Here is a 25,353-nt window from a genome sequence, read left to right on the forward strand (position 1 = left end):
GTGGAAGAGACTGTGCAGTACGCCGGTGCCACGGGCTTGCTCAGCAGCGTCTGGCTGCTCGTGGCGATCCCGCTGGTCAGCGCGGCCATCCTGCTGCTGCTCGGCCGGCGGGCCGACCGCTGGGGGCACTGGTTGGGCGTCGCCGCCATCGGTGCCGCGTTCGTGCTCGGCCTGGCCTCCTTCTTCCAGCTGCGTGGCCTGGAGAACAAGTCGGTCGAGCTGAGCCTCTGGGACTTCATCGCCGTCGGTGATCTGCGGGTCGACTTCGGCCTGCTGTTCGACCCGCTGGCCGCCGTCTTCGTGCTGCTGATCACCGGCGTGGGCTTCCTGATCCACCTGTACGCCGTGGAGTACATGGCGCACGACGCCGGCCGCCGCCGGTTCTTCGCGTACTTCAACCTGTTCGTCGCGGCCATGCTGCTGCTGGTGCTCGGCAACAACTACGTGATGCTGTACTTCGGCTGGGAGGGCGTCGGTCTGGCGTCGTACCTGCTGATCTCCTTCTGGTACGAGCGGCCGAGCGCCGCCACCGCCGGCAAGAAGGCCTTCCTGATGAACCGGGTCGGCGACGCCGGCCTGGCCATCGGCATCTTCATCATGTTCGCCACCCTGGGCACCACCCAGTACGACGAGGTGTTCAACGGCGTCGGCGCGCTGGCCGGTTCGACCGTGCTGGTGCTCGGCCTGCTGCTGCTGCTCGGCGCGACCGGCAAGTCCGGCCAGTTCCCGCTCCAGGCGTGGCTGCCGGACGCGATGGAGGGCCCCACCCCGGTGTCGGCGCTCATCCACGCCGCCACCATGGTCACCGCGGGCGTCTACCTGATCGCCCGGTCCAACCCGATCTTCTCCGCCAACTCGGCGCTCCAGCTCGTGGTGGTCAGCGTCGGCGCGCTCACCCTGCTGATCGGCTGCATCATCGGCGCGGCCAAGGACGACATCAAGCGGGTGCTCGCCTGGTCGACGGTGAGCCAGATCGGCTACATGTTCCTCGGCGTCGGCCTGGGCGGCGCGGCGTACGCGCTGGCCATCGTGCACCTGCTGGCGCACGGCTTCTTCAAGGCCAACATGTTCCTGGGGGCCGGCTCGGTCATGCACGGGATGAACGACCAGGTGGACATCCGCCGCTTCGGCGGGCTGTCGAAGTACATGAAGATCACCTGGCTGACCTTCATGATGGGCTGGCTGGCCATCATCGGCATGTTCCCGTTCTCCGGCTTCTTCTCCAAGGAGCCGATCATCGTGGCCGCCTTCGAGCGGTCGGACTGGACCGCCTGGCTCTTCGGCGGGGCTGCTCTGCTGGGCGCCGGGCTGACCGCGTTCTACATGACGCGGCTCTTCGTGCTCACCTTCCACGGTCCGAAGCGCTGGACCGAGGACATCGAGCACCCGCACGAGTCGCCCGCGCTGATGACCATCCCGCTGGTCCTGCTGGCGGTCGGCTCGGTCGGTGCCGGCTTCCTGCTCGCCACCTCGGTCCCGGACTGGCTGACGGCGACCGCCGGGCTGGGCGCCCACGAGGAGGCGCACGAACCGGTCCTCTCGCACACGGTGATCACCGTGCTCTCACTGCTGGTCACCGTGCTGGGCGCCGGGCTCGCCTGGTTCCTGTTCCGGGCCGGTACGGCCACCGCGCCGCAGCCGGCCGGCGTACTGGTCACCGCCGCCCGGCGCAACCTCTACACCGACACGGTCAACGAGGCGGTCTTCGAGAAGCCGGGCATCTTCCTCACCCGGGCGCTGGTCTTCCTCGACAACCGGGGCGTCGACGGACTGGTCAACGGGCTGGCCGCCGCGGTCGGCGGTGGCTCGGCCCGGCTCCGGCGGCTGCAGACCGGCTTCGTCCGCTCGTACGCCACCTCGATCCTGGCCGGTGCGCTGCTGGTGATGGCGGCGTTCCTGGCGGTGCAGGCCGGGTGGTTGGCGTGATCGACCTCTTTCCGGCCGCCCCCGCCGGCGGACCACGCAGTGACGACGGAGGTAAGGCCGAATAATGTCCAACTTCCCGTTCCTCTCGGTGCTCACCGTGGCGCCGCTGGTCGGCGCCCTGGTGGTGGCGTTCCTGCCGCGCCACCGGCCGGAGCTGGCCAAGCAGGTGGCGTTCGCCTGGTCGCTGCTGGTGCTGGTGCTCTCGGTGGTGATGTGGGTCAGCTTCAACGCCGGCGGTGACCGGTTCCAGTTCCGCGAGTCGTACTCGTGGATCCCGAACTGGGGCGTCAGCTTCACCTTCGCCGCCGACGGCATCGCGCTGGTGATGCTGATGCTGATCGGGGTGCTGGTTCCGCTGGTGATCCTGGCGTCCTGGCACGACGCGGAGTCGTCGAAGCGGTCGGTACCCGTCTACTTCGCGCTGCTGCTGGTCCTCGAATGCACGATGATCGGCGTCTTCGCCGCCGCCGACGTCTTCCTGTTCTACGTGTTCTTCGAGGTCATGCTGGTGCCGATGTACTTCCTGATCGGCAGCTACGGCGGCCACCAGCGGCAGTACGCGGCGGTGAAGTTCTTCCTCTACTCGCTCGTCGGCGGCCTGTTCATGCTGGCCGCGGTGATCGGGCTGTGGGTGGTCGGCGGGAAGACCTTCGACTGGCAGGCGCTGTCGCAGGTCGACATCAGCACGGGCACCGAGCGTTGGCTGTTCCTCGGCTTCTTCCTCGCGTTCGCCATCAAGGCGCCGTTCTTCCCGTTCCACACGTGGCTGCCGGACGCCGGTGGCGCCGCACCGGCGGGCGCCGCGGCGCTGCTGGTCGGCGTGCTGGACAAGGTCGGCACGTTCGGCATCCTGCGCTACTGCCTGCCGCTGTTCCCCGAGGCGTCGAAGTGGTTCGCGCCGTGGGCGCTGGCGCTGGGCGTGATCGGCATCGTCTACGCCGCGCTGCTGGCGGTCGGCCAGAACGACCTCAAGCGGCTGGTGTCGTACACCTCGATCGCGCACTTCGGGTTCATCGGGGTGGGCATCTTCGCCTTCACCACCCAGGCCGGCACCGGCGCGGTGCTCTACATGCTCAACCACGGTCTGGCCACCGGCCTGCTCTTCCTGGTGGTGGGAATGCTGATTACCCGGCGCGGCTCGGCCCTGATCAGTGACTTCGGTGGTGCCGGCAAGCTGGTTCCGTTGCTCGCCGGGGTGCTCTTCTTCGCCGGTCTCGCCTCGCTCGCGCTGCCCGGCACCGCGCCGTTCATCTCCGAGTTCCTGGTGCTGATCGGCACCTTCACGGTGAACAAGCCGGTCGCGGTCATCGCCACGCTCGGCATCATCCTGGCGGCCGCGTACGTGCTGTGGATGATCCAGCGCACCACCCAGGGCACGCTCAACCCGGCACTGACCGAGGTCGACGGCATGCGTAAGGACCTCAACCTGCGCGAGAAGGTCGTGGTCGCCCCGCTGATCGCGCTGATCGTGCTGCTCGGCTTCTACCCCAAGCCGGTCACTGACGTGATCAACCCCGCCGTCCAGGCGACCATGGACGACATCGGCAGGACCGACCCCGCCCCGTCGGTGGGCGGCACCGTCCAGGAGGCAGGCCGGTGAACGCGAGGAGTGAGCTTGCGAGCCCCGCAGTCGTGAACGAAAGGTCGGCATCGGTGAACGCGAGGAGTGAGCTTGCGAGCCCCGCAGTCGTGAACGAAAGGTCGGCCCAGTGACCGAGTTGAAACTGCCGTCGCTCAACTACGCGGCGCTCGCCCCGATCATGATCATGCTGGGCGTCGCCCTGCTCGGCGTGCTGGTCGAGGCCTTCGTTCCCCGGCGCCTGCGGCACGTCGTGCAGCTGACGCTGGCCCTGCTGGCCGTCCTCGCCGCGCTGACGATGGTCGTCCTCAACGCCGACGACCGGATCATCACCGCCGGTCAGGCCCTCGCGGTGGACGGTCCGACGCTCTTCCTTCAGGGCGCGATCCTGGTGCTGGCCGCGATGGCGCTGCTGCTGATCGGTGACCGCTCGGTGGAGCGCGGCGGGGCGTTCGTCGCCCAGGCCGCGGTGACCGCCGAGTCGGCCGACGACCGGCGGCAGGCCGAGGGGCGCAACGGGCTCACCGAGGTCTACCCGCTCACCACGTTCGCGATCGGCGGCATGCTGATCTTCGTGGCGGCGAACGACCTGCTGACGATGTTCATCGCGCTGGAGGTCTTCTCGCTGCCGCTGTACCTGCTCTGCGCGCTGGCTCGTCGCCGGCGGCTGCTGAGCCAGGAGGCGGCGATGAAGTACTTCCTGCTCGGCGCGTACGCCTCGGCGTTCTTCCTGTTCGGCGTGGCGCTGATCTACGGCTTCACCGCCGGCATCCCGGGTCGGGTGGCCGGGGTCGACTTCGCCACCATCAACGCGGCGGTGACCGAGTCGCCGGCCAGCCCGGTGCTGCTCTTCGCCGGCATGGCGCTGCTCGCCATCGGACTGCTCTTCAAGGCCGGGGCGGCCCCGTTCCACGTGTGGACGCCGGACGTCTACCAGGGCGCGCCGACCCCGGTCACCGGTTTGATGGCCGCCTGCACCAAGGTCGCCGCGTTCGGCGCGCTGCTGCGTGTCTTCCACGTCGCGTTCGCCGGCGCCGCCTGGGACTTCACTCCGGTGCTCGGCACGGTGGCGGTGCTGACCATGCTGGTCGGCGCGGTGCTCGCGGTCACCCAGACCGACATCAAGCGGCTGCTCGCGTACTCCTCGATCGCCAACGCCGGCTACCTGCTGGTCGGCGTGCTGGCGCCGAGCCGCGAAGGGCTCGCCGGCACCATGTTCTACCTGGTCGCGTACGGCTTCTCGGTGCTGGCCGCGTTCGCGGTGGTGACCCTGGTCCGGGACGACGACGGGGAGGCCACCCACCTGTCCCGCTGGGCCGGGCTGGGACGACGCTCGCCGTTCTTCGCCGGGCTGTTCACGTTCATCCTGCTGGCCTTCGCCGGCATCCCGCTGACCAGCGGCTTCATGAGCAAGTTCGCGGTCTTCGGGGCGGCGCTGGACAGCGGTCACGCCTGGCTGGTGATCGCCGGTGTGCTGACCAGCATGGTGCTGGCCTTCCCGTACCTGCGGGTCGTGGTGATGATGTGGCTGTCCGAGCCGGGCGAGTCCACGCCGACCGTCACCGTGCCCGGCGGCCTCACCTCCGCCGCGCTGATGATCGGCGTGCTGGCCACCCTGGTGCTGGGCATCGCCCCGGCGCCGCTGCTCGACCTGGCCACCGGAGCCGCCGACTTCGTGCGCTGACCAGAGCCTCGGCAATCCGGGGGCCGGCACGCGTTCGCGTGCCGGCCCCCGTGCGTATCCCCCGCCCGGAGCAGGTAGAAGGGGTGTGGCATGGTTGATGCGTGGTGATTCCGGCTGGCCAGCGTTCAGGTGCCACCGGTTCCGGCGGTCGCCGGGGTCGGGCGAGCACGAGTCAGTTCGGCGCGCTCGGCCTCCATCTCGCCGATCCCCGCGTCGAGGCGTCCGTGCTGGGTCTGCTGGACGGGGTCGAGGTCGAGTTGCGGGCCAGTGTGGCCAGCGCCGACCCGTTCGTCACCGAGGCCGCCCGGCACCTCGTCGAGGCCGGCGGGAAGCGGTTCCGGCCGTTGCTGGTGGCGCTGGGCGCCCAGTTCGGCGACCCCACCAGCCCGCGGGTGGTTCCGGCGGCCGTGGTGATGGAGCTCACCCACCTGGCCACGCTCTACCACGACGACGTGATGGACGAGGCGGCCGTGCGCCGGGGCGCGCCGAGCGCGAACTCCCGCTGGACCAACTCGGTGGCCATCCTGGTCGGTGACTACCTCTTCGCCCGGGCCGCGGACATCGCGGCCGACCTGGGCCCGGAAGCGGTCAGGTTGCAGGCGCGGACCTTCGCCCGACTCGTGCACGGCCAGATCGCGGAGACCGTCGGGCCGCGCGCCGGCGACGACCCGGTCGCGCACTACCTGCACGTGATCGCCGAGAAGACGGGCTCCCTGATCGCCACGTCGGCCCGGTTCGGCGGCATGTTCAGCGGTGCCGCCCCGGAGCACGTGGAAGCCCTCGCCGGTTACGGCGAGACGATCGGCGTCGCCTTCCAGCTCTCCGACGACCTGCTGGACATCGCCTCCGAGTCGGTGCAGTCGGGCAAGACGCCCGGCACGGACCTGCGCGAGGGTGTCCCCACACTGCCGGTGCTCTACGCCCGCGCGGCGGACGACTTCGACGCGTCCTCGGTGCGGCTGCGGGAGATCCTGGCCACCGGCCCGCTGACCGACGACGCGCTGCACGCTGAGGCGCTGGGGCTGCTCCGGGAGAGCCCGGCGCTCAAGCGTGCCCGGGAGACCGTGCGCAGCTACGCCGAGGACGCTCGCGCGCGCCTGGCCCCGCTCCCGGCCGGCCCGTCCCGCCGTGCCCTCGAATCGCTCTGCGACTACATCGCCGACCGCACCAGCTGATCTCCGGCTCCGTTCGCCCCGGCGGCGATGCGGCTCAGCAGGCGGCTGCCGACGAGCATCAGAGCGGCGGCGAGCAGCATGGACACCGCCGCCGTGGTCCACATCGTCGGGTAGCCGAGGTGGGCGGCGAGCGGGCCGAGACTCAGTGGGCCGAGACAGCCGCCCGCGTACACCCCGGTCTGGGTGATCGAGGTGGCGGCGGCCGGGGCCTGCGGGTGGAGCCGGACCACCGCGAAGTTCACCAGACCGGGCCAGGCCCAGCCCAGGCCGAAGCCGAGCACCACGCCGGCCACCAGCGGCACCGTGCCGGTCAACGCGAGCAGGCCCAGCCCACCGGCACCGACCACCAGCATCGCGGCGATGAGCGCGATGTGACCGCCGGTGCGGCGGTCGGCCAACCAGCCGGCACCCACCCGGGCCACCACGCAGACCGCGCTGCCCAGGGTCAGCGTGAGACCGGCGAGTGCCGGTGAGAGCCCCCGGGCGGCCGCTGAGTCCACCAGGAAGGTGCCCAGCGCGTTGGCCGCGGCCGCGGCCAGCGCCGCCGCCACACCGATCACCACCAGCGCCACCGTGGCCCGGCCAGCACGTGTGGCGCCTGCCCGCCGGGCGCGGCCGGGCACGTGCCGGGGTACGGCGGGCAGCGTCGTCAGCGCCGCACCGGCGGCGGCCACGAACGCCCAGCGCCAGCCGGCGGTGAGGGCGATGGTGGGCACCGCCGCGCCGGCCAGCAGGGTGGAGACCGGAATGGCCGCCTGCTTGACGCCGAACGACAGCCCCTGCCGGCGGGTCGGGACGTGCTGCGCCAGCACGGCGTTGCTGGCCAACTGACCGAGGGCGTTCGCGGCGGCGCTGAGCGCCAACAGCCCGACCAGCGCCGCATACGACCGGGCGAACACCGCCACGGCGAGCATCGACGCGGCGGCCAGCACGATGCCACAGCGGGCCACCATTGCCGGCCCGTACCGCTCGACCAGGCGACCGGAGGGCACCGAGGCCAGCGCGCTGACCCCGAAGTAGACGGCCACGGCCAGGCCCAGACCGGCCGGCGAGAACCCGAGGTCCGCGCCCATCTGCACGGCGAGGCCGCCGAGCAGGAAGACGGGCAGCACGCAGGCCACGGTGGTGAGGACAGCACCGGCGCCGGCCCGGATCGGGCGGGTGCGGGCGGTGTCGGGATCGGGGGTGAGGGCGGTGTCGGTCATCGTCCGGCAAACCTACGCGAGTCGCGCTCGGACCACTCCCGGTGACCGCCGGTGCACAAGGCGTGGATGGTGATCTGGCATCCTCGACCCGAACAGGCATTTCGCACCGGGCCTGTTTTTCATATGGTGTAAGTCCCCGGCGGCGGAGGTGGTTGTGCGCGACCCCTTGGCAGAACCTTCGGACCTGATCCGCAGCGTGTCCCGAGCGCTGCGGGTGCTGGAGTCGGTCGGTCGCGCCCCGAAGGGCCTGACCGTCAAGCAGATCGCCCGGCGCTGCGAGCTGACCGTGGCCACTACGTACCACCTGGTCCGCACCCTGGCCTACGAGGGCTACGTGATCCGTCGGGAGGACGGCACGTACATCGTGGGGTTGGAGGTGGCCGACCGCTACCGGGAGCTGGTGACCGCGTTCCGGGGGCCGCCGGCGGTCGGTGAGACGCTGCGGCGGGCCGCCGCGGACACCGGCTACAGCCACTACCTGGGCCGTTTCGTCGGTGGCCAGGTCGCCCTCACGGCGGTCGCCGAGGGCCCCCGGTCGCCCTACCTGGAGGACCTGGTCCCCGGCTTCGACGAGGGGGCGCACGCCACCGCCCTCGGCAAGTCCCTGCTCGCCACCCTCACCGCCGAACAGCGCTTCCGCTACCTGCGGGAGTACGGCATGCGTCCGTTCACCACCGCGACGTTGACCAGCACCGAGACGTTCGAGGCCGACCTGGCCGCCGGCGACCGGCGGGGGATGCAGTTGGAGCTGGGCCAGTTCCGCCAGGGGGTGGCCTGCGCGTCCGTGCTGGTCACGCCGGACAAGGACATGGAACGCCGGGTCGTGCTGGCCTGCGCGCTGCCCGCCAGCGAGATGATGACCTCCGCCCGCGTGGTCCGGGCCAAGCTGCTCACGGTGGCCCGCGCCGTCGCCGACGGCATCGCCGCCGACCACTGACCCGGACGCCGAGAGGCCCTCTCCCCGGCTGGGAGAGGGCCTCTCGTGGCGGTCCAGCGCCGGACCGCCGGAGCAACGTCAGCTGCCCACCGGGCCGCCGTCCAGGCGCCAGGTGACCACCACGCCGGGCTTGGCGTAGTCGCCGTCCGGCCAGTTGGAGGCCGGGTTCTCCACCGAGGCCCCGGTGATCTCACCCGGGTGCTGCACGGCGACGAAGACCGAGCGGTTGTCGCCGGTGATGAACGGGCCGCAGGTCTCCGCGCCGAGCGGCACGGTCAGGAACTGCTTGAGGTGCCCACGCTCCGGGCCCTCCACCGCGGTGGCGAAGAGACCGTCGTTGCTGCCCAGCGCGTTGCCGTCCGTGGAGACCCACAGGTTTCCGGTGGCGTCGAAGGCGATGTTGTCCGGGCAGGAGATCGGGGAGACCCTGGTCTTGTCGTACCCGGCGAAGAACGTCGACGGGTCGGTGGGGTCGCCGCAGACGATCGGCAGCGACCAGGCGAACGTCTCGGCGGTGTTGTCGTCGCGGTCCTCCACCAGCTCCAGGATCTGCCCGTGCTTGTTGGCGTTCCGCGGGTTGGCCTCGTCGGCCTTCGGGCTGCTGCCGACGCCCCGGTTGGTGTTGTTCGTCAACGCCACGTACACCTTGCCGGTGAGCAGGCTCGGCTCGACGTCCTCGGGGCGGTCCATCTTGGTCGCGCCGACCCTGTCGCCGGCGAGCCGGGTGAAGGTGAGAACGTCCGCGGCGGTCATCCCGTCGACGAACGAACGGTTGCCGCTGACCAGCTTGATCCAGCGGCCCCGGCCGTTGAACGCGCCGTCGGCGGGGAGCTTGCCGGAGCCGTCGATCTCGGCCGCGCTGGTCTGGTCCAGCTGCGCCACGTACAGGGTTCCGGACTCCAGCAGCGTCAGGTTGTGCTTGCGGGCAGCCCAGGAGTTGCCCTTCATGAACCTGTTGTCCGAGACGAACTTGTACAGGTAGTCGAACCGCTCGTCGTCGCCCATGTACGCGACCACGTGGCCGTCCCCGGCCACGATCACGTTCGCGCCCTCGTGCTTGAACCGGCCCATCGCGGTGTGCTTGCGCGGGCGGCTCTCCGGGTCGAACGGGTCGATCTCGACGATCCAGCCGAACCGGTGCGCCTCGTTGGGGTGCTTGGCCAGGTCGAAGCGCTCGTCGGCGCGCTCCCATTTGCGGCTGCCGCTGGGGTAGCGGGACGCCGTGCTGATGCCGTAGCGGTCCAGCTTCGGCTTCAGCTCCGCCGGCGCCCCGTCGGCGCCGACGAAGTACTGGTTGAAGTTCTCCTCACCGGAGAGCACGGTGCCCCACGGGGTCACGCCGCCGGCGCAGTTGTTCAGCGTGCCGACAACCGTACGGCCCTTCGGGTCGGCGGCGGTCTTCAGCCAGGCCGAGCCGGCCGCCGGGCCGGTCAGGTCGAACCTGGTGCCGAGCGCGGTGATCCGGCGGTTGTACGGCCGACGGCCGTTGTCGACAGGCTTCCACTGCCCGGTGCCGGCGACCCGCTCGATCTCCAGCACGGACATGCCGTGTGCGGCCATCGCGGTGCGCAGCTGCTCCACCGAGAGCCCGTCCAAACCCGGGAAGCCCGGGAACATGAGGTCCTCGTTGGTGTACTCGTGGTTGACCACGAGCAGCGCCCGGTTGCCGCGCTTGTCCAGCGGCAACACGCCCACGAAGTCGTTGTTGTAGCCGAACTGCCGGGACTGCGCCGCGGCGGTCTGCCGGTGCACGTCGAACTCGGGCGCGCCCGGCACCACCGGGTCACCCCACTTGATGACCACGGCGTGGTCGTACCCGTTCGGCACGACCAGCGTGTCCAACTTGTTCGGCGGGATCGGCTTGAACGTCAGCGCGCCGCTGCCGACACCGGTGCTGGGGCGTCCGAAACCGAACGCCTCCGGGACGTCCGGGATCGCGGGGGCGGCCATGGCGGGCGCCGCGCCGGCCGCCGCACCACCGAAGCCGAGGACCAGCGCGCCGACCGCGCCGGCCCGGACCACGCCGCGCCGTGAGACCTCGGCGTTCACCACATCACCGAAGTACGCGTTGTCGGAGGTGTTCGGGACCGGGTGGTCACAGGCGTTTCCGCAGCGGTAGAGACAGGTCATGGCGTCACGGCTGCCGTGGCGAGTGGCACCCAACAGCGGGAGCAGCCGGGGACGGTCGCTCATGGAAGGAGCCTCCTGGGAAGGTCGGTGGCACGCGGGATCAGTCGATGGCCGGGCGTACCAGCCGGACGCTAGGAGGACGCGGTGAGCGGTCGTCGGCCGCGATGTGAACCAGGCGTGAACACCTCCGCGGGCGCCAACCGCACGCAACCGGTCTGACCTCGGGCTGAACCGATCGGCGTGACCGCACGTATTCACGAGCGGACGCACCGCCCGACGCGCGCCGGGAGTGAGGAGACCGCCATCAGCGACCACGACGCCCAACTGCTGCGCGCGCTGCACGACGAGCACGCGGAGGCGCTGTACGCCCACGCCCTCCGGCTGGTCAACGGGGATCGGCAGCGGGCTGAGGACCTGGTGCAGGAGACGCTGCTGCGGGCCTGGCGGCACCCGGAGTCGCTCGATCCGCGACGCGGCTCGGTGCGGGCCTGGCTCTTCACCACCGCCCGCAACCTCGCCATCGACGCCTGGCGTCGGCGGTCCACCCGGGTCGGTGAGGTGTACACCGACGAGATACCGGAACCGCCGGAGGTGATCGACGAGGCTGAGCGCGCCGTGGAGGCGTGGACCGTCGCCGAGGCGCTGAACCGGCTCAGCCCGACCCACCGTGAGGTCCTGGTCGAGTGCTTCTACCAGGGGCGGTCGGTGGCCGAGGCGGCGTCCCGGCTCGGTGTGCCGCCGGGCACCGTGAAGTCCCGCACCCACTACGCGCTGCGGTCATTACGGTTGGTCCTGGCTGAGATGGGAGTGACGGGATGACCCGGTGCGAGTTCGCGCACGACGACGGCGCGTACGTGCTGGGCGCCCTGGCCCCCGCCGAGCGGGCGGCGTACGAGCGGCACCTTGCCGGCTGTGCCTCCTGCCGGGACGCGGTCGCCGAGATCGCCGTCCTGCCCGGGCTGCTCGGTCGTCTCGACCCGGCGGGTCTGGAGCAGTTCCTGCCGCCACCCGCCCCGCCCCGGGTGCCCGCGCTGATCGAGGAGGCCAGGGCCCGTCGGCGGCGTGAGCGGTGGGCAACCCGCCGGCGGTACGCGCTGACCGGGCTGGTCGCCGCCGCGTTCGCGCTGGTGGTCGGCGTGGGCGCCGCGACGGTGCTGCGTGGCACCCCGGGTTCTCCGGGGAATCCCGGGCCGCAGGTGTCGATGGTCGCCATGCGGCCGGTGGCCGCCGCCGGGCCGGTGCACGCCGAGATCGGGCTGACCGGCACCGACTGGGGCACCGAGGTGACCATGCGCTGCGGGTACGACCCGCGGACCGGCTACGGCAAGGCGTACACCTTCCGGTTGGTGGCGCGTGGGCCCGACGGTGCCACCGAGCAGATCGGCTCCTGGCTGGCCGCGCCGGGCGACGCCCTGCAGTTCACCGGCGCCACCCGGTTCACAGACGCCGAGCTGGTCAGCGTCGAACTTCAACGTGCCGACGGCACCCCGGTCCTGTCCTACGCCGTCCCCTGACCCCGGATCAGGGTGCGGGAACGGGGGTGCGAGGGGTGGCGGCGCGGGCGTGGGCGCGGGTGCGGTGGGACTGGCGGACGGCGTCGGCGGTGAAGACGACGAGGGCGAGCCAGACGAGCGCGAAGCCGGCGAGGCGGGCCGGTGGCATCGGCTCGTGGAAGATCAGCACACCGCAGCCGAGCTGGAGGATAGGCGCCAGGTATTGGATCATGCCGAGGCTGGTCAGCGGCAGCCGGTTGGCGGCCCCGGCGAAGAGCAGCAGTGGGATTGCGGTGGCCGCGCCGGCCAGCACCAGCAGCGCGGTGTGCCCGGCCGAGACCTGCCCGAAGGTCGACTCGGCACGCCGGGTCAGCCAGGCCAGGTAGCCCAGCGCGGGCAGCGCCAGCACCGCCGACTCGACGAAGAGCCCCTCCGCGGCGGGCAGCCCGAGCCGCTTCTTGATCAGGCCGTAGCCGCCGAAGCTGAACGCCAGGGTCAGGGCCAGCCAGGGCAGCCGGCCGTAGTCCACGGCGAGCACCGCGACCGCCGACGCGCCGATGCCCAGCGCCACCCACTGCGCCAGGCGCAGCCGCTCCCGCAGCACCGTCACCCCGAGCAGCACCACCACCAGCGGGTTGATGAAGTAGCCGAGCGCGGTCTCCACCACCCGGTCCGAGTTGACCCCGTAGATGTAGGTGCCCCAGTTGATCGCGATCAGGGCTGCGGCGACGACGATTCCGGCCAGTGCCCAGGGCCGGCGCAGCAACGCCCGCAGGAAGCCGACGTTGCGCAGCGCGGCCAGCAGCAGGGCCACGAAGACCACCGACCAGACGATCCGGTGGGCGAGAATCTCCAGCGGACCGGCCGGTCGCAGCAGCTTGAGGTAGAGCGGGAAGAAGCCCCAGAGCAGGTACGCGCCGAGGCCGTAGAGGTATCCCAGGCGGAGTGACGTCACGCCTTCACCGTAAGGGGTCAAACCGCGCTTTGTTCCTTTCCGGTGACCGGGGTCACCGGTGGACGCCGGTCGAGCTGCATCCATCGCGTGGGCTCGTCCAGGGGAGCGAAACCGACCCGTGCGTACACCTCGTGCGCGTCGTTGGTGCAGAGCAGGATCCGGCGTACGCCCAGCTCGGCCAGGTGGTCGCGGACGCCGGCGGCCAGCCAGCCGCCCAACCCGTGACCCCGGGCGGGGCGGTCCACGTACACGTCGCAGAGCCAGGCGAACGTGGCGCCGTCGGTGACCACCCGGGCCACCGCCACCTGGCGGCTGTCCCCGGGCCGGTAGACGCCGAACGGCAGCGAGCCGGCGAACGCCCGGACGACCGTCTCCCGGTCCCGGCCCAGTGCCCAGTACGCGTCGGTGGACAGCCACCGGTGCAACCGATCCAGATCGAGCCGGGCGGGATCGGTGCTGAGCAGGTGGCCGTCGGAGCGGGTCAGCGAGAACACCGCATGACGCTAGCCGCCAGGGCCGGCCCCCGCGCCGGCCAATTCCCGGACTCTGGTCACCGGACCGCCCGGGCTCCGGCCACGGCCGGGGCCCCGGGCGGTCCGGGTCGATCCTGGTCAGTCCCGGTCGAGGATGGCGCCGAGGATCCAGGTCACGATGCTCACGAAGAGCGCGCCCAGCACGGCGGCAGGCCAGAAGCCGTCCACCGAGAACGGCAGCCCGGCCTGGTCGGCGATCCAGCTGGTGAGCAGGAACAGCAGCCCGTTCACCACCAGCGCGATGAGACCCAGGGTCAGGAGGTAGAAGCCACAACCGACGGTCTTGATGATCGGTTGGAGCACCGCGTTGACCACGCCGAAGATCGCCGCCACCAGGAGCAGCGTGGTGACCGTCTCGACGGTGGAGTTCGACTCCAGAGTGATGCCCGGAATGAGGAGTGTGGCCAGCCAGAAGGCCAGCGCCGTGGTGGCCAGCCGAATCAGCAGCCCTTTCAGAAAACCCATGGCGGGGATCGTGCCACGGACCGGGCAGCGGCGTAACCCGCCGATCGACGATCGGATCGGTTCAGCGTCGCGCGGGCCGTCCGATGAGCTGCGCCTCGATCGGGGTGGGGGAGAGCAGCGCCCAGCGCAGCGCACGCCGGTTCACCACGGCCACCATGTCGTCCCGGATCCGTGTCAACCACTCGGCCGAGCCGCCCAGCCCCAGCGCGGTGCCGGCCAGCGCGGCCTCGGTGGCGTCCAGCGGTTGCAGCACCGCCAGGTCGGCCCGGGTCAGCGCGTCCACGTCCGCCGGGGTCAGCTCGTCCCGGACCACCAGGGTCGCCCGCCAGGGCGGACCCGGCTCGGCGTCGGCCGGCACCGGCCCGGCGTCGACCACCAGCAGCAACGGCCGCAGCGCCGTGCCCACCCCGTCGGCGACCGGCGGACCCGGCGGAATCAGCGGGATCGTCCCGCCCGGCGCGCCCACGCCCCGGACGAACGGCTCCCAGGCGCGGGGGCGTCCGGTCTGGACAACCACCAGGGCGCCCAGCGCCATCGCGCGCAGTGCCACCAACTGGGCGGCACGCACCCCGCCGACCAGCAGCACCCGGGTGCTCTCCGGCCGGAACAGCCGAACGGTGACCGCCCCACCGTGCCGGTTCGTGCCGACCATCATTCCCGCCCCGCCGAGGGTCAGCTCCCAGTCGTCCAGCGCGGGCCGCGACTGCGCACCGGGCGTCGCGAGAGCCAGCGGCAGCGTGCGGGCCAGCCCGGCCAGGTGCGCGCCGTCCAGCCGACTCAGCTCCCCACCAAGGCCGGTCACCAGCCGGTCCAGCGCCTCCGCGGCGGCGGTCAGCTCCGTCGCCGTTCCGGCGGCCAGGCGTACGGTCAGCTCGGTCGGCACCCCCGTCGTGCCGCTGACCGGCGGCGGGCCCGCGCAGAGCGAGACCGTCGTCGCGGTCGCCGGCAGCGCCAGCAGCCGTGGCACCAGCCGGGTCGCGCCCGCACCGTCGGCGCGCGGCCAGCGGCTCAGGCGGAAGGTGGCCTGGAGGAGAGCGCCGGACCGGAGCGCCGGCCAGGACTCCCGCACCGGATGGCCGTCGTGGTGGGCCAGCTCGACCAGGACGCGCAGCGCCGCCGGCACACCGAGCGGCCGGGCGGTCAACGGCCGGAGCCGGCGGACGATCCGGCGTACCGTGCCGGCGAGCACCCGGCGCAGGTCCTCCTCGGACCAGCCGTCCACCCGCAGCACCCGGACCGCGAGTACCGCCCTCTCCCGCCCGGCGAGCCGCCCGTCGGTGAGCTGCCGGTACGACGTGCCGACCGTGCCGCCCGCCGCCGGCACCGGGGCCGGCGTCCCGGCGAGCAGCAGTTGAATCCGCAGCGGCGGCACGTCCGGCCCAACGGGCGGAAGCAGCGCGGACGGTGTGGGGACGGCCCGGGACGCGTCGCCGAGCAGGTCGCCGGAATCGCCGAGCTCCAGCAGCGCCACCATGCCGCCGGTGTCCTCCAGCACCGCGGCCGGCCCGCCGGAGAACTCCGTCGAGCGGACCACGGTGCCGGGGGCGATCAGGCCGAGCAGCTCCGCCGGGCCCGCCGGCCCGGCCAGCGCGCGCCGGCGGGTCAGGTGCCCGGCGGCGATGGCCAGCCATTCGAAGAGCCACCGACCGCGGACCCGGACCCAGGCGGTCGCCACCAGCAGCACCGCCGCCAGCAGGGCCGCGACCGTGACCGGCACGCCCCGGCCCAGGGCGGCGAGGACGAGCGCCACCGCGACCTGCCCGGTGACCAGCTGACCGGCGCGTACCCCGGTGCCCCCGCGCCGACCCACGGAGGCCCAGCGGGCGATCGGCGGCCGGCGGTGGGGGCTGCCCCGCTCGGCGACTCCGGCATCGGTGCCGCTGGACCCGCCCGCCCCGGCCCCCGGCGGGCCAATTCCCTGCCCGATCGCTGGCGCGACAACACCCGGCCCGGGCCCGACCGCAGTCGCCGATTGCGACCCTCCGGTGGTTGTCGCCGGCACCGCGCCTCCTCAGGGAGTGTGGACCGCGCCGGCCGGTCGGCCGCTCCCGCGGCTCGTCACACGCCGCTACGTGGCTGCGGCACATCGTAAGCGACCGATGTCCGTCGTGGTTGTCCACAGGGGAGAGGCGAGGGGTAGCAGAACCGCAACCGGGCCGCTACCGTCAGCCACGAAGTTCGTCGCTGACCCGCGTCCACCGTGCTCAACGACCGGGCCACGCGAGCGGCGCACCCCCAGGGTGGGCGCGTCGACGGCCAGTCACGACCGAGGAAACGAGGTGACGTCCGGGTGTCCCAGACTCAGGCAGAATCCGCGGTGATGCAGCAGACCGCCGCGAAGTTCGAGCAGGTGGATCAGTCGTTGCAGTCCATGCTGACCGGCCTGCTGGCCGAGCTGGAGGTGTTGCAGCAGGCTTGGCGCGGCGCCGGCGGGCGGTCGTTCGAGCAGGTCAAGCAGCAGTGGTCACAGGACCAGGCCGCGCTGCACCGGGCGCTGCGCGAAACCGCCGGAGCGATCCGCACCGCCGGCCGGAAGTACGACGTCTCGGACGACGAGGCGGCCAGCCGGGTGGCCGGCACCAACCGCGGCGGCATCCAGCTGCCGCTCTGACCCCCGCTCGGGAGGGAGATCCGATGGACCACGGTGTGCTGGTCGTCAACTTCGCCGCGCTTCAGCAGGCAGGCGTGGACATCCAGAAGGCGCTGAACACGCTCGACTCGCAGCTCGGCCAGCTCGAACGGGACGCCGCGCCGCTGGTGGCGAGCTGGGCCGGCGAGGCCCGGCAGGCGTATGAGCAGCGCCAGGCGCGGTGGCGGTCCGCCTCGCACGACCTTCAGGCGATGCTGCGCGACATCAGGCTGGCGGTGAACGACTCGGCCGCCGACTATCTGGACACCGAGAAGACGAACACCGGGCTGTTCCAGTGACCTAGATGTGCTGTCCAGGGAGGTTGGTCGAGGCGGGCCGCGAGCGCTGACCGTGTGTGGGTCGGCGCTCCGGCCGCGCCTGATCGGGGAGCGGGGCGGTCGGGTGCGAGGGTCAGGCCGGGTCGGCGGGCCGCCAGCGTCGGCGGGCACCCCGGGGCAGCGTCAGGGCGAGCAGCACCACCGTGACCGCCGTCGTGCCGATCACCGCGCCGACCAGCAGGGCCCGGTCCCGGGCCGTCGCCCGACGAGCCTGGCGCGCGACCAGCGCCGGATCGGCCCGGTCGTCGGCGAGCGCGGCGACCGTCCGAGGGCCGGCCGGTCGCCCGCCACCGGTCTCGGTGACCGCCCGGTACGGGTTCAGCACACCGGCGCCGTACCCGCCGCCCGCCCCGGGTGCCGGATCGGTGGTGGCGACGATCCGCTCCGCCACCTGGGCGGCGGTCAGTTCGGGTCGGTACTGGCGCAGCAGCGCCGCGGTGGCGGCCACGAACGGCGTCGCGTAGCTGGTGCCCTCGACCCGGTGGTGGCCCTGGCCGGGCGCGGCGGTCAGCACCTCGCTGCCCGGTGCCACCAAATCGACATAGGGGCCGGTCTGCGAGAAGCCTGCCCGCCCGCCGTCCGCCCCGATCGCACCCACACCGAGCACCCCGTCGTACGCGGCGGGGAACGGACGCGGGTTCCCGCTGTCGTGCAGGTTGCCGGCGGCGGCCACCAGCACCACGTCCCGGTCGACCGCGTACCGCACGGCGGAGCGGACCTCCGGGTCGTCGACGTACAGCACCACGGAGAGGTTCACCACGTCGGCGTCATGGTCCACGGCCCAGCGGATGGCCCGGGCGAACTCGCGGGCGCTGACCGTACGCCCCGACTCGCGCCCCTGCACCACCTGCTGCTCACTCACCCGCACCGGCAGAATCCGGGCGCCCGGCGCCAGGCCGTGGAAGGCGACGCCGGGTCGTGTGGTGCCGCGGCGATGATGCTCGCCACGCCGGTGCCGTGACCGGCGCAGTCCCTGCGGCCGTCTCCGCCGGAATCGAGGAGGTCGGTGCCGGCCAGCACCCGCCCGACCAGGTGGGGGTGCGCCCGGTCGACCCCGGAGTCGACCACCGCCACCGTCACCCCGGCGCCGGTGGCCAGCGGCGCGAGCCGTGCGGGGTCGTACCGCTGCTGCGGCCAGGGCAGGGCCGTGACCGGCCGTACGGGGGCGAGTGGGGTGGCGCAGGCCGGAGCCGCTCGAAGTGCGGCACCGGCGGCGACGGCCGGGGCGGCCGCGCCGGTCAGCAGGGTGGCCGCCAACCCTGCCAGGACGCGCAATCGACCGGGACATCGACGGCCTCCGTATGGTGTCGGCTCCGGGACGGGATGTTATCGCCTCACGGGCGTCCCGGCAGACCGCCGACGGCCAGCCATTGTGATCTTGATACCACCTTGTAGGTTGTACGCGATACCTGTGGCCTGTTCTCGGAAGGAGAGGTGGCCGTGACCGAATGGGAGCCGGCCACGGAGGCCGAGGTGGCGATGCGGGACGCGCTGCGCGCCAACGACCAGGAGCTGTACTTCCGGCTCCTGTCCCGCACCGATCTGCTGTTGCCGGTCTCCGCGCCAGCACCGCCCGGTCAGGCACCCCCCGGCTGGGGCACCTGGACCACCGGTGGCCGGACCCACGTGCTGGCGTTCACCTCCGCCGCCGCGCTGCGGACCTGCCTCGGCGAGCACCCCGGCAGCAACCGGCGCATCCCCTTCACGGAACTCGCGGTCGGCTGGCCCAACCACGAGTGGTGGCTCGCGGTCAACCCAGGGCTGCCCGTCGAGGGATACCTGCCGGCCTGGTTCGTCGCCCAGCTCTCCCGGGGTGACGTCCGGCTGCCCGGCCGCGCCATGGGTGCCCGCGCCCGGCTGGAGCGCGCGGAGACCCTGGCCCGGTCCAGGACGGGTGTGACCGGTCGCGACGTTCCGACCGCCCCGGGATCCACGTCGCCCGGGCCCGACCCGGTGGCGACCCCGCCCGGGCGGCCCGCGCCGACGCGTGGCGCGGTGCCCCGAATGGGCGCTCCGGCGGCCCCCGGCACGTCGTCCCGAACGCCGGGCCCGGGTGAGCTGTCGCGGCGCGGAGAGGACATGCCCGCCGCCGGTCAGCGGTACCCGACCGGCCCGCCCCGACCCGGCGGTCCGGGCGCCGAATCCATACCCACGAGCCGGCCCGCCGCGTCCCGGTTCGCGCCGTTGAAGCCCGCCGACCACCCCGGTGTCGTCCCGGCTGACCAGCCGGCTCCCGGCCCGGCCTGGCCGCCTCCGAGTCGGCCGGGCGCCGACGTCGACGGCCCGGCCGTCGGCAACGGCAGCGCCCAGAGCGGCGGGCGTTCCTTCTTCGAACCTGCGTCCGGCCGGGATCGGGCGGCCGGTCCGACCTCGGGTGGGGGCCGACCCGGCGACCGCGCGGTGCCGCCGTCCCGGTTCGGGCGGGGCAGCCAGCCCTTTCCGCGTCGCCGTCCCGCCGACGCACCGGCCGGCGATGGCGCGACCGTGGCCTTTCCGATGCCGGATCCGGACGCCACCCGGCCGCTGCGGCCGCCAGCCGGTGACCCGGGCGTCTCCAGAGGAGTACGCGCACCGGCGCCGGACGACGAGCCCACCCAGCCCCTGCCGCCCCACCGGCCGGCCCCGCTCGCCGAGGAGCCGACCCGCGCCTTCCGGTCGCCCGGTCGGGCCACCGGCGAGCCGCCGCTGACCCGGCCCGCTCCCTCGGCCGACGAGACGCAGGCGATCCCGCGCGGCCGGCCCGGCGACCCGGGCCGGTTCGAGCCGGTGGAGGAGCTGCCTCCGTCCATCGCGGAACCGGTCTCCGGCCCGCCCGCGCCGCGCCGCGGCTTCACGCCCATCGTCATCGAGGGCACCATCATCGAGTCCCGCGACCTCACCGAACCGGTCGAGGCGAGCAGCGTGGCCGACGCGACCGCGCGGCCAAGCCCGAAGTCCGCCGCCCCGTCGTCGTTCGGCTCGTCCCCTTCCGGCCCGGACTCCGCGGCGTCGCCGTCGTTCGGCCCACCGCCTTCCAGCCCGCCCCCGTTCGGCCCGCGTCCGTACGGCCCGGTGCCCTCCGGTCCGCGTCCGTTCGACCCGGCGGAGGCCGGTTCGGGCGTGGGTGGTCCGGGTGAGGGTGGTCCGGCGGACGCGGCGCTGGGTGGTGTGCGCGTCGACGACCCGGTCGGTGTCCGTCCGGGCGGGGTGGATCCCGCCGACCTCGGCGGAACACCCGTCGGCGTGAACGGCACGGATCGGGCCGGCCGCGACGTCGGCGGCGAGCAGGTCGGCCCGGACCTCGGCAGCCAACCGCCGCGACCTCACGTGGAGAGCGGTCCGGAGTCGGCGCGGCCCGACGCCGACGACATCGGGCACCGCCCGGTCCCGGTCGGCGACGGGCAGCCCGCGCCGGCGGAGGCCTCGGCCCCGGTCGAGTTCCTGCCCGCCAACACGGTGGAGGAGGACCTGCTCGGCGCTGCCGGCGCCGGCAGCACGGATACCTTCCTGTCCACCCTGCTGCTGGCCCGCGTGCTCCTGCCGGCGGCACCGGACTCGGTGCGCGGCAGCCGTCCGGGCGACCCGGGTTTCGTCTGGCGTACCGGGCAGTTGGACGGCGAGACGTACGTCGTGGTCTACACGTCCCCGGAGCGTCTCGCCGACCACGTTGACGGTGATGTCGACATCGTCCGGGTGAAGTTCGCCCAGCTGATCCGGCGCTGGCCGGACGAGGACTGGTCGTTCGCCGTCAACCCCGGCACCCCGGTCGGTGCGAAGCTGCCCGGCGAGCAGATCGTCGCGCTGGCGAACTGGGCCGCGGAGGTGGGGCTCGGCGACGACCTGGAGGTGGACCCGGAGGAGCAGCCGGTCGAGGCGGAGCCCGCAGCCCGCCCCCGGTACGCCCCGGCGGCGGTCGACCCCGCCCGGCCGACCGTGATGCAGAAGGCGATCGCGCCGAGCCAGCTCGCGTACTACCTGGATCGGGGGTACGACCGGGTCTCCGGCTTCGTGCACCGGGCCGGGGAGCTGGCGCACCTGACCACGCCGGCCCAGTTGTACGACGCGCTGGGCCTCAGCTACCCGGGTTCGCCGTTCGCGCGGGACGCCGAGGAGATCTACGTGCTGCGCTGGCCGGCACACCGGCCGAGCCTCTACCGGATTCCCTACGGGGGTCAGAACGAGCCGGCGATGCGGGCGATGGAGGGCTGGGTCATCGAGCGTTCGCCGTTCCGAGGCAACGGCTTCGCGCCGGGCGAGAGCAGCGACGTGGTGGCCGAGTTCAAGGTGGACAGCGCTCGGCTGCCGTACGGCGCTCAACTCTGGCGGGTCGGCGCGGACGGCACCGAACGGGTGGTCGCGGTGCTCGACACGGACGCGGTGCTGTGGCGACGGGTCGGTGAGGCATGATGCGGGACGGCTACGTGGCCCGTTGGCAGGGCCGGGAATACCAGGCCAGCCCGGACGGCGATGACATCCGGCTCTACCAGCCGGAGCCGGGTGAGGGCTTCGAGGAGGTCCGCGCCGGCCGGTACGTGCGGGTGCTGCCGGCGAGCGAGATAGACGACCTGGCGTACGTGCGGACCACCTGCACCTGGCAGGGGCAGCCGTTCATCGTGCTCGGCGAACACGACGCCTGGCTGCGTGTGGAATACACCGGTGGCCGCTGGCCGGTGGCCGAGGCGATGCGGCTGGAGGTGTTCGACTTCGGCGTCTACCAGGGCTGGGCGCCGGCCGCCGAGGTCACCGACCTGCGGGAGCAGAGGGTCTGACCGGTCAGGACTTGGCCCAACGCAGGATCTCGCCGAGCACCAGCTCCGGTGCCTCCAGGTGCGGGAAGTGCCCGACCCCGTCGAGCAGTCGCCACTCGTACGGCGCCACGACGTACCGACCGGAGCCCAGGGCGGTACGTGGCAGGGCGGCGACATCCAACGCGCCGTGCAGCTGGAGCGTCGGAGTGACCAGCGGCTTCTGCATGAGGCGGACGAACCGGTAGCCGTGCAGGCGCAGCAGCGAGCGGAACGCCCAGCGGTATCCCTCCAGTGCGCAGAACGCGGCCTGCGGGATGCGCATCGCCTCCCGGCACCTCTCGGCGTACGCCTCGAAGTCCGGCCCGGCCACCCAACGTGGTCCGCCCCACCGGTGCAGGATCTCCTCCACGGCGGCCGCGCCGTCCCGGGTCAGCACGTGCTCGTAGCGGGGGAGTTGGAACTTCAGCGCCGGGGTGGAGGCGGCGAACTGGCCGCGCGGGTCGGCGAAGATGGCGGCGCGCAGCCGCAGCGGGTGTGGTGCGCCTAGTACCACCAGCCGGCGAACCAACGACGGGTGGAATGAGGCCACCGTCCAGGCGACCATGCCGCCGACGCCGCTGCCGACCAGGGTCGCCGACCGCTCGCCGAGCGCGCGGATCAGCCCGGCCATGTCGGCGGCGAGGGTGTAGCCGTCGTACCCCCGGGGTGGCTTGTCGCTGGCGCCGTAGCCGCGCAGGTCCACCGCGACCGCGCGGAAGCCGGCGTCGGCGACCGCCGGCAGCATCTGGTGCCACGCCCACCAGTGCTCCGGAAAGCCGTGCAGGAACAGCACCATTGGCCCGGTCCCGGCCTCGACCACGTGGAAACGGGTGCCGTTGGCGCCGACGAAGCGGTGCGTCCACGGCCCCTCGGTGAGGACACAGGACTCGTCGACGGCTCCGCCGCGCTGGTCGGTCATGGCAGACAGCCTAGGACTCGGTCGCCTTCGACGGCCCTGGTGGTCGCCTTGAACAGGGGGAAGCCCGGGTTGTCCCCTACCGACACGAGTGGCCGGGGGCGGGTCAACGAGTGATGATGCTGGCGCGTGCGGCAGGTCACCCAAAGGGCGACGCCCGGGCAGGTGACCTGCCCGGGCGTCGCTGGTTGGTGCGGGATCAGTGTCAGCTGATCCGGATCTTCATCGAGGTGCCGTCCTGCTCCAGAACCTTGATCTTGGTTCCGGTGGCGGGGAGCTTGACGCCGTGGTTCGGCAGCTCCGCGTACCAGTACTTCTGGGTGTCGTCGAACTGCGGCTCCGCGGCCTGACCGCGGATGTACTGCGCCTGGCTGTTCAGGTGCAGCGTGAACGAGTCCGCCTTCTTCAGGCTGAACGGCGCGTCGTAGACCTGGACGCGGGCCCGCCACGCGGCCCCGGTCAGGTTGTAGATCGGCCGCGGGTGCGCGTCGATGATCATGTTCCGACCCTCACCCGGGTGCGCGAACGTGTCGTTGTCCGCGAACCGCAGGTTCCAGTAGGAGATCAGCAGACCCTCCTGGTACGCGTAGTGGTCCACCCAGTCGGGCCGGGTGTTCGCGTAGCCGAAGAAGTACGGGCCGGTCTTCAGGTACTTGTCGTACGAGGTGTACGACCGGGTGCCCGCGATGTAGTAGTTGTCGAACTCGCGGGTGTAGGTGGCCGCGACGACCTCGAAGCCACCGGCGAGGGCCCAGCCGGCCGCGCCGGTCTCGGCGCCGTCGGAGAGCACGGTCTGGCCGTCAGCGGTCACGGTGATGGCGTCACCGTAGAAGCCACCCTCGGACACACCGCCGTCGGTCTGGTAGCGCAGCCGGAACTGCGCGACCTTGCCCGCCGCCACGTTCATCGGGATGTTGATGTCGACCCACTGGCCGTTGCTGCTGCCGTCCAGCGCGTACCGCCCGGCGGAGATCTCCTGCAGCGGCTGGCCGTTGGCGGTGCCGGGCAGCGTCGTCCAGGTCTGGCCCCCGTCGAGGGATGCCTCGAAGAACATGTAGTCGAACCCGGCCTCGATGCTGTAGCGGCCCTTCATGGACAGCGAGGCCGACGACTTCCCGGTGAAGTCCAGCGTCCGGGTCATCGAGCTGTTGAGGTCATCCTCGTTGCCGGAGAAGAACTGCTGGGTCCCCTCGAACGGCGCGCCGTTCTCGAAGGTGTACTCACGATCCGGCAGGACGACCACGACGCCCTGAGCCTCCGGCGAGTTGTACTCCTGCGGGCCGAGCGTCAGCGTGCGCTTCTGCCCCGCGACGACCGTCTCGTGGTCGAGCCAGCCGAGCTGGAGCTTGTTCCACGCACCGAGGTCGCCGCCGCGCTCGCCGATGCCGTCGTCGTTCTTGGCACCGAGCCGGCTCTGGGCCATCAGGGTCCAGTGCTCGTTGTTGTTGTCCCCACCACTGACGACGTTGTAGTCGTCCGGCAGACCGAGGTCGTGGCCGAACTCGTGGTAGAAGACGCTACGGCCGCCGTTCTCCGGCTGGATCGTGTAGTCGCCGATCCAGACGCCGGTGTTGCCGATCTGGGTGCCGCCGGCCGGGAAGTTGACCGGACCGGTGTTGCCCTGGTCGGAGGCGAAGGCGTACCAGCGGTGGCTCCAGACGGCGTCCTCACCCTGGTGCGGGTCACCGTCGGCCTCGTCACCGCCGGAGTGGACGATCTGGAAGTGGTCGATGTAGCCGTCCGACTCGTTGAAGTTGCCGTCGGAGTCGAAGTCGTACCGGTCCCACTCGTCCATCGACTTGACGTCGGCGGCGATCTGGGCGTCGGTGCGACCCGAGGCCTTCTGGTCGGCGACCCACTGGTTGGCGGCGTCCCGGACCAGGGCCCAGGTGTTGGTGCAGACGTTCGAGGCGCACGGGTAGCCGCCGGAACGACCGTAGCGGGCCTCGTTGTACCGGACCTTGACCCAGTCGGTGACCTCACCGTCGACGCTGTAGCGACCCGAGGACTGGGCCTCGTAGTACTGCTTCAGCGACTCGTCACCTGGGTTGGTGCCGAAGTACACCTGCCGGTAGTGGTCCGCGTTGAAGTCCGGCTGCCAGACGGTGGAGTTGTCCACCGCCCGGTTGGGAGCCGGGATCTCGTTGTGGAGCGGCCCATCGAAGCGGGTCGGACCAGCGGTGTTCGGGTCAGTGTCCTGATCCGGGTAACTCGGGTGCCGCTCGTTGCCGAACTCGGCGAGGATCACGAAGATCTTGTCGGTCCGCTCCCGGGAGAGCTCGACGTACTGATCCTTCGTCTTGGCCGCACCCGCCTTGGCCGCGCGGGCGGTGACCCCGTCGGCCTGGGTCTTGCCTACCTTGACGACCGTGCTGCCGTTGACCTTCTCCGCCTTGGACTTGCCGGACAGGACCTCGCTGAGGCCCTCCTGGCGCAGCGCGCGCCGCTTGTCCTCCAACGGGTTCGGCAGGTCGTGGTCCGCATAGGCGGGCTCGGCGACCGACGGAGCGGCCGTCGGCAACTTCGGCTGCGGCGCGGCACTGGCGGACGGTCCGAACGCCAGGCCTGTCGCCGTCAGTGAGAGCCCGAGCAGACCCACTGCGACTTTGCGCACGTGGTACC

Annotated in this window: 19 protein-coding genes and 1 pseudogene; 11 read left to right on the forward strand and 9 right to left on the reverse strand. The window is 72.3% G+C overall.

What is annotated here, in order from left to right; genetic code table 11:
• From nuoL to ACWD5O_RS18525, 4 genes are all read left to right on the forward strand, one after another.
• Entirely contained in the window at window positions 1–1,926 is a 1,926-nt protein-coding gene (nuoL, locus tag ACWD5O_RS18510) for an NADH-quinone oxidoreductase subunit L (RefSeq protein ID WP_450086007.1), read from the forward strand.
• Window positions 1,927–1,990: 64 nt separating this feature from the next.
• On the forward strand, window positions 1,991–3,526 hold the full coding sequence (locus tag ACWD5O_RS18515) for an NADH-quinone oxidoreductase subunit M (protein WP_450086008.1): 1,536 nt from the start codon (window positions 1,991–1,993) through the stop codon (window positions 3,524–3,526).
• A 109-nt stretch (window positions 3,527–3,635) separates the two neighbouring features.
• Complete coding sequence (nuoN, locus tag ACWD5O_RS18520; protein ID WP_354967332.1) at window positions 3,636–5,189, forward strand: NADH-quinone oxidoreductase subunit NuoN; 1,554 nt, start codon at window positions 3,636–3,638, stop codon at window positions 5,187–5,189.
• Window positions 5,190–5,290: 101 nt separating this feature from the next.
• Window positions 5,291–6,364 carry a polyprenyl synthetase family protein gene (locus ACWD5O_RS18525; RefSeq protein ID WP_354967333.1) on the forward strand — a complete coding sequence of 358 codons (1,074 nt, stop codon included), beginning with the start codon at window positions 5,291–5,293 and terminating at the stop codon, window positions 6,362–6,364.
• Here the strand turns inward: ACWD5O_RS18525 and ACWD5O_RS18530 are convergent.
• Window positions 6,340–7,569: an MFS transporter gene (locus ACWD5O_RS18530; RefSeq protein ID WP_354967334.1), complete on the reverse strand. Its 1,230-nt coding sequence runs from the start codon at window positions 7,567–7,569 to the stop codon at window positions 6,340–6,342. The two genes, ACWD5O_RS18525 and ACWD5O_RS18530, sit on opposite strands and share 25 nt — an antisense overlap.
• Window positions 7,570–7,723: 154 nt before the next feature.
• Between ACWD5O_RS18530 and ACWD5O_RS18535 the strand changes: the two genes are divergently transcribed.
• Window positions 7,724–8,506, forward strand: coding sequence for an IclR family transcriptional regulator (locus ACWD5O_RS18535; RefSeq protein ID WP_354967335.1), 783 nt, complete (start codon window positions 7,724–7,726; stop codon window positions 8,504–8,506).
• A 78-nt stretch (window positions 8,507–8,584) separates the two neighbouring features.
• Here ACWD5O_RS18535 and ACWD5O_RS18540 read toward each other — a convergent pair whose 3' ends face one another.
• Window positions 8,585–10,699: a PhoX family protein gene (locus ACWD5O_RS18540; RefSeq protein WP_450086009.1), complete on the reverse strand. Its 2,115-nt coding sequence runs from the start codon at window positions 10,697–10,699 to the stop codon at window positions 8,585–8,587.
• Window positions 10,700–10,939: 240 nt separating this feature from the next.
• Here ACWD5O_RS18540 and ACWD5O_RS18545 point away from each other — a divergent pair, with 240 nt between their 5' ends.
• Together ACWD5O_RS18545 and ACWD5O_RS18550 are read left to right on the forward strand one after the other, a co-directional pair.
• Window positions 10,940–11,455, forward strand: a complete 516-nt coding sequence (locus tag ACWD5O_RS18545; RefSeq protein ID WP_354967368.1) for a sigma-70 family RNA polymerase sigma factor — start codon at window positions 10,940–10,942, stop codon at window positions 11,453–11,455.
• Window positions 11,452–12,150, forward strand: a complete 699-nt coding sequence (locus ACWD5O_RS18550) for an anti-sigma factor family protein (RefSeq protein WP_354967337.1) — start codon at window positions 11,452–11,454, stop codon at window positions 12,148–12,150. The genes ACWD5O_RS18545 and ACWD5O_RS18550 overlap by 4 nt, the downstream gene beginning before the upstream one ends.
• 7 nt (window positions 12,151–12,157) lie before the next feature.
• Here the strand turns inward: ACWD5O_RS18550 and rarD are convergent, their stop codons facing one another.
• The 4 genes from rarD to eccE all read right to left on the reverse strand — a co-directional run bounded on the left by rarD (window position 12,158) and on the right by eccE (window position 16,084).
• Window positions 12,158–13,084: an EamA family transporter RarD gene (gene rarD / locus ACWD5O_RS18555; protein WP_354967338.1), complete on the reverse strand. Its 927-nt coding sequence runs from the start codon at window positions 13,082–13,084 to the stop codon at window positions 12,158–12,160.
• 17 nt (window positions 13,085–13,101) lie between these two features.
• Window positions 13,102–13,578, reverse strand: a complete 477-nt coding sequence (locus ACWD5O_RS18560; RefSeq protein WP_450086010.1) for a GNAT family N-acetyltransferase — start codon at window positions 13,576–13,578, stop codon at window positions 13,102–13,104.
• 117 nt (window positions 13,579–13,695) lie between these two features.
• A complete protein-coding gene (locus ACWD5O_RS18565) occupies window positions 13,696–14,082 on the reverse strand; it encodes a phage holin family protein (protein ID WP_354967340.1) in 387 nt (128 codons plus the stop codon).
• A 61-nt stretch (window positions 14,083–14,143) separates the two neighbouring features.
• Window positions 14,144–16,084 carry a type VII secretion protein EccE gene (eccE, locus tag ACWD5O_RS18570; RefSeq protein WP_387328444.1) on the reverse strand — a complete coding sequence of 647 codons (1,941 nt, stop codon included), beginning with the start codon at window positions 16,082–16,084 and terminating at the stop codon, window positions 14,144–14,146.
• A gap of 288 nt (window positions 16,085–16,372) precedes the next feature.
• Between eccE and ACWD5O_RS18575 the strand changes: the two genes are divergently transcribed.
• Window positions 16,373–16,693, forward strand: a complete 321-nt coding sequence (locus tag ACWD5O_RS18575; RefSeq protein ID WP_354967342.1) for a WXG100 family type VII secretion target — start codon at window positions 16,373–16,375, stop codon at window positions 16,691–16,693.
• A 23-nt stretch (window positions 16,694–16,716) separates the two neighbouring features.
• Complete coding sequence (locus ACWD5O_RS18580; RefSeq protein ID WP_450086011.1) at window positions 16,717–17,010, forward strand: WXG100 family type VII secretion target; 294 nt, start codon at window positions 16,717–16,719, stop codon at window positions 17,008–17,010.
• Between the two features lie 112 nt (window positions 17,011–17,122).
• Here the strand turns inward: ACWD5O_RS18580 and mycP are convergent.
• A pseudogene (gene mycP / locus ACWD5O_RS18585) lies at window positions 17,123–18,324 on the reverse strand (type VII secretion-associated serine protease mycosin).
• A gap of 165 nt (window positions 18,325–18,489) precedes the next feature.
• Here mycP and ACWD5O_RS18590 point away from each other — a divergent pair.
• Both ACWD5O_RS18590 and ACWD5O_RS18595 read left to right on the forward strand, forming a co-directional pair.
• Window positions 18,490–21,435, forward strand: a complete 2,946-nt coding sequence (locus ACWD5O_RS18590; RefSeq protein WP_354967344.1) for an SseB family protein — start codon at window positions 18,490–18,492, stop codon at window positions 21,433–21,435.
• A complete protein-coding gene (locus tag ACWD5O_RS18595; RefSeq protein ID WP_354967345.1) occupies window positions 21,432–21,797 on the forward strand; it encodes a hypothetical protein in 366 nt (121 codons plus the stop codon). Before ACWD5O_RS18590 ends, ACWD5O_RS18595 begins: the two co-directional genes overlap by 4 nt.
• A 4-nt stretch (window positions 21,798–21,801) precedes the next feature.
• Here ACWD5O_RS18595 and ACWD5O_RS18600 read toward each other — a convergent pair whose 3' ends face one another.
• Together ACWD5O_RS18600 and ACWD5O_RS18605 are read right to left on the reverse strand one after the other, a co-directional pair.
• Window positions 21,802–22,734 carry an alpha/beta fold hydrolase gene (locus ACWD5O_RS18600; RefSeq protein ID WP_354967346.1) on the reverse strand — a complete coding sequence of 311 codons (933 nt, stop codon included), beginning with the start codon at window positions 22,732–22,734 and terminating at the stop codon, window positions 21,802–21,804.
• Window positions 22,735–22,936: 202 nt separating this feature from the next.
• Window positions 22,937–25,330: an immune inhibitor A domain-containing protein gene (locus ACWD5O_RS18605; RefSeq protein WP_354967369.1), complete on the reverse strand. Its 2,394-nt coding sequence runs from the start codon at window positions 25,328–25,330 to the stop codon at window positions 22,937–22,939.
• Window positions 25,331–25,353: the final 23 nt, after the last annotated feature.

The organism is Micromonospora sp. NPDC005161, from assembly GCF_053599855.1.

Bases quoted from the DNA above. Each gene is read 5' to 3' on its own strand.
- ACWD5O_RS18565 (WP_354967340.1), bottom strand. From the start codon at position 14,082: ATGGGTTTTCTGAAAGGGCTGCTGATTCGGCTGGCCACCACGGCGCTG.
- ACWD5O_RS18550 (WP_354967337.1), top strand. From the start codon at position 11,452: ATGACCCGGTGCGAGTTCGCGCACGACGACGGCGCGTACGTGCTGGGC.
- ACWD5O_RS18600 (WP_354967346.1), bottom strand. From the start codon at position 22,734: ATGACCGACCAGCGCGGCGGAGCCGTCGACGAGTCCTGTGTCCTCACC.
- ACWD5O_RS18580 (WP_450086011.1), top strand. From the start codon at position 16,717: ATGGACCACGGTGTGCTGGTCGTCAACTTCGCCGCGCTTCAGCAGGCA.
- ACWD5O_RS18530 (WP_354967334.1), bottom strand. From the start codon at position 7,569: ATGACCGACACCGCCCTCACCCCCGATCCCGACACCGCCCGCACCCGC.
- ACWD5O_RS18540 (WP_450086009.1), bottom strand. From the start codon at position 10,699: ATGAGCGACCGTCCCCGGCTGCTCCCGCTGTTGGGTGCCACTCGCCAC.
- ACWD5O_RS18515 (WP_450086008.1), top strand. From the start codon at position 1,991: ATGTCCAACTTCCCGTTCCTCTCGGTGCTCACCGTGGCGCCGCTGGTC.
- ACWD5O_RS18595 (WP_354967345.1), top strand. From the start codon at position 21,432: ATGATGCGGGACGGCTACGTGGCCCGTTGGCAGGGCCGGGAATACCAG.